This window comes from Micromonospora sp. WMMD1128, assembly GCF_027497235.1.
In the GTDB taxonomy this organism is placed as follows: Bacteria; Actinomycetota; Actinomycetes; order Mycobacteriales; family Micromonosporaceae; genus Micromonospora.
Genome location: NZ_CP114902.1, coordinates 3980492 through 3994043 on the forward strand (window position 1 = coordinate 3980492; position 13552 = coordinate 3994043).

A 13552-nucleotide genomic window follows, 5' to 3' on the forward strand; every position below is an offset into this window, starting at 1 on the left:
GGCGAACGGGGTGGGGTGACGCGACGGAGGCCGCCGGGTGGACGTGCGTGTTGCTACAAACTTGATGGCACAGATGGATCGGGCGCTGTCCGCTCTTCCGGTGACCGGCGTGAGTCGTTCGTGTCATCAAGTTTGTAGCCTCCGGTGACCTCGTCACCCGGCGCCGGGTGACATCCGTCAGATGGACCGGCCTGCGGCCCCAGCTCCACCGCCGGCCCCCGCCCCCGCCCCCGCGCCGGCCCCGGCTCCGGCGTCAGTTCCCGCGCCGGCGGATGGTGCCCTCACCGGAACGGCCACCGGACCGGGGCCGGCGGGGCTCCCGTCGGGACCGGTGGCGGGGACCGGACCTACCACGGGGCGCGCAACCTCAGACTCGGCAGCCCCGGAATCCGCGATCTCGGGCTCGACGGCCCCGGGCTCGACGGCTCCGGAGCGCGCGGCGGCCCGGCTGGCGCGCCAGGCCGGCAGGTAGAGCGGCGCGGCCACGGCGAGCATCACGGCGCCGACCAGCATGGCGACGCTGATGCTCGTGACGTCCGCCAGCGCGGTCAGCACCACCGCGCCGAGCGCACCGGCCGGCTGGGCCATCATCGAGTTCAGCGACAGCACGCTGGTCCGGTACGGGCCGTCGACCTGGCGGTGCAGCAGCCCCATGTGCAGCGGATTCGACGCGCCGTGCACGGTGTAGCAGGCCAGGTACGCGATGAGCACGCCGACCGGGCCGGCCAGCAGACCCATGCCGACCACTGTCCCGCCCTGGAGCACGCGCATCAGCGCGGCGGCCGGGGCGGCCCCGAGGCGGCGCAGCAGGAACGGGGTGAGCGCGGCGCCGGCCGCGTTGGCCAGCCAGGCCGCCGAGCCGGCGGGACCGAGCAGCGCCGCCGCCCGGTCGGCGTCACCGACCACCTCGGAGAGCCGGACCGGCAGCAGCGACTCGAACGTGACCATGCCGAAGCCCCAGAACAGCTCGACCGCGACCAGTGCCAGCAGGACCCGGTTGCGGCGCAGCAGGCCGACGGCGTGGCCGACCATCCGGGGTGCCTCCAGCACCGAGGCGCGCAGCGCGGCCGGGCCCGAGGCCGGGCGCTGCTCGGCCATGAGCGCCAGCAGCGCCACGATCGAGACCGCCTGGAGCACGACGGCGACAAGCACCGGCAGGGTCAGCGCGCTGACCGGCCCGATCGGGCCGAGCGCGACCAGGCCGCCGCCGAGCAGCGCGCCGGCGCCGATGGCGACGCCGATGACGGTGCCGGCCCAGCCGAGGCCGCGCTCGTACTCGGCGTCCGGGTCGGCGGCCAGCGTGGCGTCGACGTACCAGGACTCCAGCGGGCCGCTGTCGAGCGCCCGGTAGACCCCCTGCAACGCCCAGACCAGGAAGAACATCCAGAACGAGTCGGCCACCGCCATCAGCGCCAGGGAGGCCAGGCCGACCACCCAGGCGACCAGCAGGACCGGCTTGCGACCGAGCGCGTCGGCGAAGCCGCCGGTGGGCAGCTCCAGCGCCAGCACGACCAGGCCCTGCGCGGTGGCGACCAGGCCGATCTGGGACAGCGTCAGCCCGCGCTCCTGCATCAGCAGGATCATCACGGTCATGAGCAGGCCGTTGGGCAGCCAGCGCAGGCCGTAGAGAGTGAGGTAGCGGGACCGGACCTGGCGTACGGACAAAGCGGTCACGGCTTCTCCTCGGCGCGGGGTGGGGTGAGGGGCCGCAGGTCGGCCGGGAGCGGGAGGGAGGCCAGGAAGATCTGCACCTGCTCGGCGCCGGGCTCGGCGGGGTCGGCCTCGGCGCGGTAGCGGTCGAGGATCCGCCACAGCTCGACCTTGAGCGCTTCGAGCCGTTCCACCGGAATGGTCATGAAGATGTCGCCCATGCCGAGGGCGTCGCGCCAGGCCGGCGACCACTCGTCGCGGACCGCGAACCACCGCTGGGCGATCTCGGCGAACTGCCGCACCTGTTCGCCCTGGAGCCACTCGATCGCGGCGCGGGCGTCGGGGTCGTCGTCGAAGTCGGTGCTCTCCCAGTTGGTCACGTCGTGCGCGGACCGCCAGAACCGCTGCCGTCCGCTGCCGAGGTCCGGGGCCTCCTCGACCAGCCCGACGTCGGCGAGCTGGCGCAGGTGGTAACTGGTCGCGCCGGTGTTGGTGCCGAGCAGCTCGGCGAGGCCGGTGGCCGTTGCCGGGCCGCGGACCCGCAGGGCGCCCAGCAGCCGGGTCCGCAGCGGGTGGGCGAGCACCCGGACCTGTTGATGATCGAGCCGCACCTGCCGCGGCTCGGGCTTCTCCACACGTTCCATGGATGCACAATATCTGTGCACAGTTTCTGTGCACAAGACCCATGCAAAGAAACTGTGCAATCGAGGAGGTCAGGCGAACAACTCGGCGACGCCGCGCAGTCGGGTCCGGAGCAGGCCGGCGGCGCGGGTCGAGTCGAGGCGTACCTCGACCGGGCGGTGCAGGCCGGCGGCGACCGTGGTGGTGGTCCGCAGCCCGGCCGGGTCGACGCCGAGCCGGCGGGCCAGCAGCCGCCCGATGTCGGCGCGGCTGACCTGGTCCGGGCCGGCCACGTTGAGCGGGCCGGCCAGCTCGGTAGGCAGCAGTTCCAGCACCGCCGCGGCCAGGTCGGTGACGTCGACCGGGCAGCGGATCTCGTCACTGAACAGCGTGGCCCGGCCGGCGAGCGCGTCCCGGCACCGCTGGATCTGCTTGCTCCCCTCCCCCAGGATCAGCGAGGTCCGCACCAGCAGCGCGGCCGGGTCCACCGCCCGCACCGCCGTCTCGGCCGCCGCCTTCGCCGCCCCGTACGGATACACCGGTGAGGGCGCCTCGTCGTCGGCGTACGGCTCCGGCCGGCCGGCGTGCAGCGCGTCGCTGGACAGGTGCACCAGCCGCGCCCCCACCTCGGCGGCGGCGGACGCGACGTGGGCCGCCCCGTCGGCGGTGACGGCCCAGTCGTCGAAGCGGTACGGGGTGCTGACGACCGCGTCGGGGCGTACCCCGGTCAGCAGCGCGCGCACGGCGGCGCGGTCGGTGACGTCGAGCCGGTGCGACGCGACGCCCGGCGCCGCGACGGCGGCCCGGTGGTGGGTGCCGACCACCAGGTGCCCGGCGGCGACCGCCTGGCGGCACACCTCCCCGCCCAGGAACCCGCTGGCACCCACCACGAGCAGGTGCATCAGGTCGGGTCGGCCACCGGGGCGGCCGGGCCGGCGGTGCCGGCGTGCGGGGCGGCCGGGGCCTTCGGCTTGGCGTCGATGCCGGCCTCGGCGCGCTGCTGCCCGGTGATCGGGGTGGGCGCGCCGGTCAGCGGGTCGAAGCCGCCACGGGTCTTCGGGAACGCGATCACCTCGCGGATCGAGTCCGCGCCGGCGAGCAGCATGCAGACCCGGTCCCAGCCGAACGCGATGCCGCCGTGCGGCGGTGCGCCGTACTTGAACGCCTCCAGCAGGAAGCCGAACTTGTCCTGCGCCTCGTCGGCGGTGATGCCGAGCAGGTCGAACACCCGCTGCTGCACGTCGCCCCGGTGGATACGGATCGAGCCGCCGCCGATCTCGTTGCCGTTGCAGACGATGTCGTACGCGTAGGCGAGCGCCCGGTCCGGCGCGGACTCGAACCGGTCCACCCACTCGGCGTTCGGCGAGGTGAACGGGTGGTGCACGGCGGTCCAGCCGCCGTCGTCGGTCGGCTCGAACATCGGCGCGTCGACCACCCAGCAGAACGCCCACGCGCTCTCGTCGACCAGCCCGGCCCGCTTGGCGATCTCGATCCGGGCCGCGCCGAGCAGCTCCTGCGCCTCCCGGGTGTTCGTGCTCGCGGCGAAGAAGACCGCGTCGCCGGGCTTCGCGCCGACCGCGTCGGCCAGGCCCGCGAGGTGCGCCTCGGAGAGGTTCTTCGCCACCGGGCCGCGCGCCTCGCCGGTCTCCGCGTCGAGCACCACGTACGCCAGGCCGCGCGCGCCGCGCGCCTTGGCCCAGTCCTGCCAGCCGTCCAGCTCCTTGCGGGTCTGCGACGCGCCGCCCGGCATGACCACCGCGCCGACGTAACCGCCCGCGTCGATCGCGCCGGCGAACACCCGGAACCCGGTGCCGCGCAGGTAGTCGGTCAGCTCGGTCAGCTCGACGCCGTAGCGCAGGTCCGGCTTGTCCGAGCCGTACCGGGCCATCGCGTCGTGCCAGGTGATCCGCGGGATGGGGCGGGTGATCTCGTGGTCGGCCAGCTCGGACCAGAGTTTCGCCACGATCGCCTCGCCGAGGTCGATCACGTCGTCCTCGGTGACGAACGACATCTCGATGTCGAGCTGGGTGAACTCCGGCTGCCGGTCGGCGCGGAAGTCCTCGTCCCGGTAGCAGCGGGCGATCTGGTAGTAGCGTTCCATCCCGCCGACCATGAGCAGCTGCTTGAACAGCTGCGGGGACTGCGGCAGCGCGTACCAGCTGCCCGGCTGGAGGCGCACCGGGACCAGGAAGTCGCGGGCGCCCTCCGGGGTGGAGCGGGTGAGCGTCGGGGTCTCGATCTCCAGGAAGTCCCATTCGTGCAGCACCGTGCGGGCGAGCTGGTTGGCCCGGGAGCGCAGCCGCATCGCCCTCGCCGGGCCGCCACGGCGCAGGTCGAGGTAGCGGTACTTCAACCGGATGTCGTCGCCGGCCTCGACCTGGTCGTCCACCGGCAGCGGCAGCGGCGCGGCCTCGGAGAGCACCTCCAGCGCGGCGGCGGTCACCTCGACCTCGCCGGTCGGCAGCTCGGGGTTCTCGTTGCCGGCGGGCCGGCGGGTCACCTCACCGGTGACCTTGACGCAGAACTCGTTGCGCAGCGCGTGCGCGTCCTCCTCGCGCAGCACCACCTGCACGACGCCGGAGGCGTCGCGCAGGTCGACGAAGACGACACCGCCGTGGTCGCGCCGGCGGGCCACCCACCCGGCGAGCGTCACCGTCGAGCCGGCGTCCGCGGCGCGCAGGCTTCCGGCATTGTGGGTACGGATCACGGCTGATGTCTCCTCATCGTCGGGCTGCCCCCGCATTCTGTCAGGGTGGACCGGCCGCCCTCCGGGCACCCGCCGGTCACCGCGGCTCGGCCGGCAGCAGGTGGCTGACCCGGATGTCGTCCTCGGCGAGCGCCCGGGCCCGTTCCTCCACCACCCGGTCCCCTCCGGTGAGCCGGCCGCTGTGCTGGCGCAGGTGCTCCTCCCACGTCGGCACCGCGTAGACCTCGACGAAGCCGTGCGCCCGCTCGCCGGCCCGGAACAGCCCCCAGCGCATCGCGCCGGTGCGCCGGCGGGAGCGGCCGACCGCCCGCATCGCCTCGACGAACTCGGCCTGCCGCTCCGGGCGCACCGTGTACGAGACGGTGACGAGCACCGGGCCGCCGCGCGCCGGCGCCTCCAGCACCAGGTGCGGCTCGGGCCAGAACATCGCCGGGTCCCGGTTCACGCTCCCGGTCTCCCGCAGCGGCCAGAGCAGCACGCTGAGCGCGCCGGCCGCCATCACCACGGCCGCCACGGTGAGCGCGCCGACCAGGCCGACGACCTCACCGAGCGCGCCCCACGCGACCGCGCCGAGCGCCTGGCCGCCGGCGAAGACCATCTGGAAGACCGACAGGCCGCGGGCACGTACCCAGCCGGGCAGGAACAGTTGCATGGCCGCGTTCACGCTTGACAGCACCGTCATCCAGGCCAGCCCGGCGGGCAGCAGCGCGACCACCGCCACGGCCGGCACCGGCACCAGCGCGAGCACGGCGAGCACCGCCGCGTAGAGCAGCCCGGCCAGGAGCAGCAGTTGGTTGTTGGTGAGCGCCAGGCGGATCCGGGGCAGGACCAGCGCGCCGGCCACCGCGCCGACGCCGAGCGCGCCGAGCAGCACGCCGTACCCACCGGCGCCGAGACCGAGCCGGCGGCTCGCGACGAGCGGCAGCAGCGCCCACAGCGCGCTGCCCGGCACCACGAACAGGGCCGCCCGCAGCAGGATCCGGCGGACCACCGGAGAGTGCCGCACGTACCGGCCGCCGGCGCGCAGCGCGGCGGTGAACCGCTCCGGCGTGGCGTCGTGGTCCCGGCGTCCCGGGCGCCAGCGCAGCAGCGTCACCGCGAAGATGGCGAACGTGGCCGCGTTGACCGCGAAGACCACCGGCACGCCGGCCTGGGCCACCAGCACGCCGGCCACCGCCGGCCCGACCGAGCGGGCCAGGTTGACGCTTATCGAGCCGAGCGCCGAGGCGGAGACGATCTGCGACCTGGGCACCAGCTCGGGGATGACCGCCTGCCAGGCGGGCAGTGTGAGCGCCTGGCCGACGCCGAGGCCGAAGGTGAGGGTGAGCAGCAGCGCCGGTGGCATCCGGCCGAGTGCGGTGAGCACGGTGAGCAGCGCCCCGACGGCGGCCAGGAAGCACTGCACGGCGATCAGCAGCCGCCGCCTGTCGAACGTGTCGGCGAGCGCGCCGGCCGGCAGCGCCAGCAGCAGCACCGGCAGCATGCTGGCGGTCTGCACGAGCGAGACGAGCGTCGCCGCGCCGGGCCGGTCGACGAGCAGCCACTGGGCGCCGACGGTCTGCATCCAGATGCCGACGTTGCTGGCCAGCACCGCCAGCCACAGATTGCGGAACGCGGCCGACCGCAGCGGCGACCAGGCGGACGGCGGCCGGTCGTCCGCGTCACCCACGTCGGTCGGGAAGGCGTTCACCGGCCGGTACCTGTCCTGTCCACGGCCACACACTCCCACCCATCACCCGGCCCGGACCCACCCGGGTCCGGTGATTGCGGGCCCGGCACGCACGGAACGGGCCGCCGGTCGCCCGGCGGCCCGTTCGTGGGGTACGGATCAGAAGACGCTCACGCCGTAGACGCTGAGCGGCTCGGTGACCGGCTGGAAGTAGGTCGTGCCACCGGTGCGGCAGTTGCCGCTGCCGCCGGAGGTGAGGCCGAGCGCGGTGCTGCCGCTGAACAGCGAGCCGCCGCTGTCGCCGCCCTCGGCGCAGACGTTGGTGCGGATCAGGCCGGAGACGCTGCCCTCGGCGTAGTTGACCGTCGCGTTGGTGGCCGAGACGGTGCCGCTGCGCAGGCCGGTGGTGCTGCCGGAACGCCGGACCGACTGGCCGACGTAGGCGTTACCGGCCGAGGTGATGTCCTGGTAGCTGCCGTTGTAGAGGTAGACGTTGCCGGCCGCATTGGCCGAGTTGCTGTGCCGGACGATGCCGTAGTCGTTGCCCGGGAAGCTGGTGCCGGCCCGGGTGCCGAGCACGGACGTCTGGCCGGAGTTGGAGTACCAGGTCGAGCCCAGGTTGGTGCAGTGCCCGGCGGTGAGGAAGTAGTAGGTCGAGCCGCTGCGCACGTTGAAGCCGAGCGAGCAGCGGTAGCCGCCGGTGTAGATGGCCTGGCCGCCGGAGATCCGGGTGGTCAGGGTGCCGGCCTCGGCCTCGATCCGGACCGCGCCACCGGTGCGGGCGGCGGCGGCCTTGACCCGCTCCAGCTTTGCGCCGGTGACGGTGCTGTCCACCGAGACGACGACCTGGTTGGTCGCGGCGTCGGTCCACCAGGCGGTGCCCGGGATCTTGGCGGAGCGCTCCAGCTCCCCGGTGGCGGCCTTGAGCTGGTTGGCGCCGCGGGTGACGAGCTTCGGGGTGGCGCCGGCGGCGTGCACCTGGCGGGCGGCGGCGGCGTCGGTCACCGTGACGACCATCTTGCCGCTGGCGTCGGCGTACGTGCCGGCGGCGCGGTCGCCGAGCTTGGCGGCGAGGGTGGCGGCGGCGTCGGGCGAGGCGGGGGCGGGGGCCGCCTGGGCGGGCGCGCCGAGCAGCGAGCCGGTGACCAGGGTACCGGCCACGGCGACGGCGGCGGCGCGACAGAGCGTGGACCTCGTGGGTCGCATGTGACAACCTCCGAACGGGGGTGAACGGGCGCTGTGATGGGGACACGCCCGAGGACAACCCGGCCGACCTGGGGAAACCGTCCGGGCTGACCAAAGTATTCACATATTTAAGATCGTAAGCAAGACGCAAGTTTGCCCGGATTCGCACCGCCACCCGATGTAACGCCCGAGCAACAACATCGTCACCAGGTGTCAGACCCCACCACCCGGCCGCCCGCACAACGCCCCGAGCATGGGGTGATCATGAACTTGGCGGCCTCAGCAGAGAGGCGGGGTCAAGGGGTGAGTGCAATCGTTAGGGTGCGATGAGTTGTGCGAGGCGTTGGGCTGGTGTGTTCCAGTTCAGGGTTTCGCGGGGTCGGGTGTTGAGTTCGTGGGCGATGTCGTCGAGCCCGTTCTGGTCGATGGTGCGGAAGTCGTAGCTGCTTTTGGGGAAGTACTGGCGGAGGAGGCCGTTGGTGTTCTCGTTGGTGCCGCGTTGCCAGGGGCTGTGGGGGTCGCAGAAGTAGACCGGGCAGCCGGTGGCGATGGTGAAGTGCGGGTGGGTGGCCATTTCGGTGCCCTGGTCCCAGGTCAGGGAGCGGCGTAGGTGCGCGGGCATGCGGGTGGCCAGGTCGGTGAGGACGCCGATGACGGCTTCGCTGTCGCGGCCCTGGGGCAGGGCGCCGAGCATCACGTAGCGGGTGGCTCGTTCCACCAGGGTCACGATCGCTGAGGCGCCGGCCTTGCCGATGACCAGGTCACCTTCCCAGTGCCCGGGCACTGCCCGGTCGGTGGCCTCGGCCGGCCGGTTGCTGATGTGCAGGTCCCCGATCCAGGGCCGCCGGCTGCGGGCGGCGCCCGCGGCACGCGACTGCCGGCGCCGCTGGGTGCGTCCCGACCGTAGCGCCACCTGCCGGGTCAACTCGGCTCGCAGGCCGCCCCGCGACTGCACGTAGATCGCCTGGTAGATCGTCTCGTGGGACACCTGCAACTCCGGCCGGTCGGCGAACGTGGCCCGCAACCACGCGGCGATCTGTTTCGGAGACCACCTCCGGGCCAGTTTCCCCGCCACCACCCGCCGCAGCCGCGTACCCACCGCAAGCTTGCCCTGCTGCGGCCGACGCCTGGCCGCGTCAGCCCGCCGCTGCGCCCACTGCGCCTGATACCCCCACCGATACGGGCGACGAGCCCGCCCAGGCGGCAACGACCGCCCGAGCGGATTCTTCGTCCCGTGCCGCGCACTGTGGTGACGCGCCACCTCCCGCGACACCGTGCACACCGGCACCCCGAGCAGCCCCGCGATCTGCGAGATCGTCCTCCCCGAACCCCACAGATGCTCCAACACCTGCCGATGCCCGAACGTCAACACACCCGGCCTCGCCACCAGCACCTCCAGCCCAACCAAGATCAGTTGCACTGAAGCTTAGAAACTGCCAGATCAACACCGCCGCCACCTTCATGATCACCGGATGGCTTCGGGGGAGGGCGGACGGGTGGGGGTCAGGGGGTGGGGGTCAGGCGAGCGGCGCGGGCGGCGCGGCGCTCCTCGAACCGGGACGCCTGGGTCTCCAGCGTGTCGAGCTGGGCGGCGATCTGCTCACGGGCGGCCTCGCCGTCGCCGTTGAGGCCGGTCACCTCGAACAGGTTCCACTGGCGCAGCACCGGCACCACCACCTCGTCCCGGTGCTGGCGCAGGTCGTAGATGCCGGCCAGGGCGATCGCCACCGACTTGCGGGCGAAACCGTCGATGCCCACCCCGGGCATCTGGAAGTCGGCGAGCACGTCGGCGACCGCGCGCATGGCCTGGCTCGGCGCCAGCTCGAACGACGCGGCGAGCAGGTTGCGGTAGAAGACCATGTGCAGGTTCTCGTCCGCCGCCACCCGGGCCAGCAGCGCCTCGCAGGCCGGGTCGCCGGTGGCCCGGCCGGTGTTGCGGTGCGAGATCCGGGTGGCCAGCTCCTGGAACGACACGTACGCCAGCGAGTGCAGCACCTCGTCGTCGTGGGCGTTGCGGTAGCCGGCGGACATGTGCACCATCCGGGCCCGCTCCAGCGCCACCGGGTCGACGGCCCGGGTCACGGTGAGGTAGTCCCGGATCGCGGTGCCGTGCCGCCCCTCCTCGGCGGTCCACCGGTGCACCCAGGTGCCCCACGCGCCGTCCCGGCCGAACAGCGTGGCGATCTCGTGGTGGTAGGAGGGCAGGTTGTCCTCGGTGAGCAGGTTGACGATCAGCGCGGTGCGGGCCGCGTCGGGGATCGTCGAGTCCGCCGGCGACCATGCCTCGCCGCCGAGCGGACCGTCGAACGTGCGGCCAGCGCTCCACGGCACGTACTCGTGCGGGAACCACTCCTTCGCCAGCGACAGGTGCCGGTCGAGGTTCTTCTCCACGACCGGTTCGAGTTCGGTGAGCAGAGCGGTCTGGCTGAGCACGGACACGACGTTCTCCCTACGGTGGCGTAACTTACGCCACCGTAGGTGCAATCGGCGTCAGGCGCCAGTGCCGGCGACCAGCGGCGCGAGGTCCGCCCGCGGCGGGGTCCACTCGCCTGCCGCGGCGGGCGCCTGCTCGCCGGAGCGGATGTCCTTCACCTCGTCACCGTCCGCGCCGGGGAACCAGACGTACGGGATGCCGCGCCGCTCGGCGTACCGGATCTGCTTGCCGAACTTCGCCGCGGACGGCGACACCTCGGTGGGCACCCCCCGCGAGCGCAGCGCCGCCGCGACCGCGTCGCTGGCCGCGCGGTCCTCCTCGGCGGTGACCGCGACCAGCACGCAGGTCGGCACCGACCGGGACACCGACAGCGCCTCGGCGCCGAAGAGCAGGCCGAGCAGCCGGGTCACCCCGATCGAGATGCCCACCCCGGGGAAGCGGACGTTGCCGGAGCTGGCCAGGTTGTCGTACCGGCCGCCGGAGCAGACCGAGCCGAACCGCTCATAGCCGACCATCTGCGTCTCGTAGACCGTGCCGGTGTAGTAGTCCAGGCCACGGGCGATGCGCAGGTCGGCGACGCAGAGCCCCGGCGAGTGCGCGGCGGCGGTCTCCATCACGGCGGTCAACTCGGCGATGCCCTCGTCGAGCAGCGGGTCGGTCACGCCCAGGGCGCGCACCGCGTCGGCGAAGGAGGCGTCCGGCGCGGAGATCTCGGCCAGCGCCAGGCATGCCTTGGCCTGCGCCTCGCTCGCCCCGGCGGCCTCCGCGAGCAGCTCGGCCACTTTCGCCGGGCCGAGCTTGTCGAGCTTGTCCACGGCGCGCAGCGCCGCCATCGGGTCGGTCAGCCCGACGCCCCGGTAGAAGCCCTCGCAGATCTTGCGGTTGTTGACCTGGATGCGCACCGGCGGGATGGGCAACGAGCGCAGCGCGTCGCCGATCACCAGCGGCATCTCGGCCTCGAAGTGCGCCGGCAGCGTGTCCCGGTCGACGATGTCGATGTCGGCCTGGAGGAACTCCCGATAGCGGCCCTCCTGCGGGCGCTCCCCCCGCCACACCTTCTGGATCTGGTAGCGGCGGAACGGGAACTGGAGCTTGCCGGCGTTCTCCAGCACGTAGCGGGCGAACGGCACGGTCAGGTCGAAGTGCAGGCCGAGCGCGTCGTCGCCGGCCGGGCCGTCGGCGTCGGCCTGCAACCGGCGCAGCAGGTAGACCTCCTTCGAGGTCTCCCCCTTGCGCAGCAACTGGTCCAGCGGCTCGACCGAACGGGTCTCCAGCGGCGCGAAGCCGTACAACTCGAACGTGGCGCGGATCCGGTCCAGCACGAACTGCTCGATCATCCGCTGCGCCGGCGTCCACTCGGGGAAGCCGGAGATGGGCGTGGGCTTGCTCATGGCGTACTCCTTGATCCCGCGCGGACCGCGCGGGGATGGCACGGGCGGCTAGAGGCCGCGGGTGGGTGCGGCCGGGCGCGCGTCGCCCGCCACCTCGACGAGGTACGGGTTCGTCGCGCGCTCGCGGCCGACGGTGGTCGCGGGGCCGTGGCCGGGCAGGACGACTGTGTCGTCGGCCAGCGGGAGGACCTTGTCCCGAAGGCTGGCCAGCATGCGGGGCATGCTGCCGCCCGGCAGGTCGGTGCGGCCGATCGAGCCGGCGAAGAGCACGTCACCGGAGAGGCAGACCTCGTCCGCCTCCCAGGGCGAGCCGGCGCCGGGCAGCCGGAACAGCACCGACCCGCCGGTATGGCCGGGAGCGTGGTCGACGGTGATCTCCAACCCGGCCAGCGACAGCGTCGCGCCGTCGGTCAGCTCGGCCACGTCGTCCGGCTCGGTGTACGGCAGCCGCCCACCGAACAGCGCGGTGAGGTCCGCCGAGAGCGCCTTGGTCGGGTCGGCGAGCATCTCGCGGTCGGCCGGGTGCACGTAGGCGGTGATGCCCCGCGCGCCGCAGACCGGCGCGACCGAGAACGTGTGGTCGAGGTGGCCGTGGGTGAGCAGCACGGCGGCCGGATGCAGGCGGTGCTCGGCGAGCACGGCGTCGAGCCGGTCGATCACCCCGATGCCGGGATCGACCACCACGCACTGCTCCCCCGGCCCGGTCGCCACCACGTAGCAGTTGGTGCCGAAGGCGTCCGCGGGAAAGCCGGCCACGAGCACGTCCGTCCCCTCTCCGTCCGGTCGTCGTCGTCGCTCAGCAGCCTAGTCGCACCGGCGAGCGGGTTTCTGCCGCCACCGGCACCGGGCGTCCCACCGATCCCAGTGACCACATCCGATAAGCGCGGGCGGACCTCGTACACCACATTCACAGTCGGTACCCGTACACTCTGGCGGGCGTGTGGCGTGGCGCACCCCGATTCGCAGCGCGGGCGGTGCCGGCGACGCCGACGACGATCAGGCAGAGGAAGGGGAGCACCTGTGGCTTCCAGCAGGGACCGGCAGCGCAAACTGGCGCGGGCCAAGCTCGACCGGCAACTCGCCCGGCGGGCCGCGGCCGCGCGGCGTCGCCGGCAGATCCAGGCCGGCGTGGGCGCCGCGGTGGTGCTCGTGCTGATCGTGGCCGGCTCGGCCTGGGCGCTCGGCGCGTTCGACTCGGAGCCGGAGAAGCAGGCCGCCGAGGACACCTGCCTCTGGACCCCGCAGGACGCCACCGGGAACACCAACCTCAAGGACGTCGGCACCCCGGCCACCCGGGACCTGCCCACGTCGGGCACCCGGCCGATGACTGTCACCACCAACCAGGGCGGGCCGATCACCGTCGAGCTGGACCAGGCCGCCGCCCCCTGCGGCAGCGCCAGCCTTGCCCACCTGGCCGGCCGGCAGTTCTACGACGACACCAAGTGCCACGAGATCACCAGCGAGGGCGCGCTGCGCTGCGGCGACCCGAGCGGCACCGGGATCGGCGGGCCGACCTACACGTTCTACGACGAGAACGTCCCCTCCGCGCCCGAGCCCAGCCCGTCGGCCTCGCCGGCCCCGGGCGAGCCGCCGGCGTACCCGAAGGGCACGGTCGCCATGATCGGTAGCCCGCCGGGCAGCAACGGCAGCCAGTTCCTGATCTTCTTCAAGGACTTCAACCCGGCCAAGCCGGCCTACAGCATCGTCGGCAAGGTCACCGGCGGGCTGGACGTGGTGGAAAAGATCGGCGCGCTGCCGACCGTCGACAACGGCGGCGGCGTCAAGGTCAAGCCGAAGACGGACGTGGTGATCCAGAGCCTCACCGTCGGCGAGCCGAACGCCTCGCCGCCCGCGCCGAGCGAGCCGGCGAGCAGCCCCAGCGCCGGATGACCCGC

The 13552-nt window shown here is 73.2% G+C and carries 10 protein-coding genes and 1 pseudogene; 1 reads left to right on the plus strand and 10 read right to left on the minus strand.

The window, feature by feature from the left end:
* Positions 1-450: 450 nt before the first annotated feature.
* The 10 genes and pseudogenes from O7602_RS17710 to O7602_RS17755 all read right to left on the minus strand — a co-directional run.
* A pseudogene (locus O7602_RS17710) lies at positions 451-1674 on the minus strand (MFS transporter); the annotation flags it as partial.
* Entirely contained in the window at positions 1671-2294 is a 624-nt protein-coding gene (locus O7602_RS17715) for a helix-turn-helix domain-containing protein (RefSeq protein ID WP_281583744.1), read from the minus strand. The gene O7602_RS17715 and the pseudogene O7602_RS17710, both read right to left, overlap by 4 nt.
* 69 nt (positions 2295-2363) lie before the next feature.
* Positions 2364-3173 (minus strand): sugar nucleotide-binding protein, encoded by an 810-nt coding sequence (locus O7602_RS17720; RefSeq protein ID WP_281583745.1) that lies wholly within the window; start codon positions 3171-3173, stop codon positions 2364-2366.
* Positions 3173-4978 (minus strand): aspartate--tRNA ligase, encoded by a 1806-nt coding sequence (aspS, locus tag O7602_RS17725; protein ID WP_281583746.1) that lies wholly within the window; start codon positions 4976-4978, stop codon positions 3173-3175. The genes O7602_RS17720 and aspS overlap by 1 nt, the downstream gene beginning before the upstream one ends.
* Before the next feature lie 76 nt (positions 4979-5054).
* Positions 5055-6668, minus strand: coding sequence for an MFS transporter (locus O7602_RS17730; protein WP_281583747.1), 1614 nt, complete (start codon positions 6666-6668; stop codon positions 5055-5057).
* 138 nt (positions 6669-6806) lie between these two features.
* Complete coding sequence (locus O7602_RS17735; RefSeq protein ID WP_281583748.1) at positions 6807-7853, minus strand: S1 family peptidase; 1047 nt, start codon at positions 7851-7853, stop codon at positions 6807-6809.
* A 295-nt stretch (positions 7854-8148) separates the two neighbouring features.
* On the minus strand, positions 8149-9252 hold the full coding sequence (locus O7602_RS17740; RefSeq protein ID WP_281583749.1) for an IS30 family transposase: 1104 nt from the start codon (positions 9250-9252) through the stop codon (positions 8149-8151).
* 83 nt (positions 9253-9335) lie between these two features.
* On the minus strand, positions 9336-10271 hold the full coding sequence (locus O7602_RS17745; RefSeq protein WP_281583750.1) for an acyl-ACP desaturase: 936 nt from the start codon (positions 10269-10271) through the stop codon (positions 9336-9338).
* 51 nt (positions 10272-10322) lie between these two features.
* Positions 10323-11657, minus strand: coding sequence for a histidine--tRNA ligase (hisS, locus tag O7602_RS17750; protein WP_281583751.1), 1335 nt, complete (start codon positions 11655-11657; stop codon positions 10323-10325).
* Positions 11658-11705: 48 nt separating this feature from the next.
* Positions 11706-12419: an MBL fold metallo-hydrolase gene (locus O7602_RS17755; protein ID WP_281583752.1), complete on the minus strand. Its 714-nt coding sequence runs from the start codon at positions 12417-12419 to the stop codon at positions 11706-11708.
* A gap of 258 nt (positions 12420-12677) precedes the next feature.
* On the opposite strand from O7602_RS17755, the gene O7602_RS17760 reads away from it, so the two are divergent.
* Positions 12678-13547, plus strand: a complete 870-nt coding sequence (locus tag O7602_RS17760) for a peptidylprolyl isomerase (protein ID WP_281583753.1) — start codon at positions 12678-12680, stop codon at positions 13545-13547.
* Positions 13548-13552 lie beyond the last annotated feature (5 nt).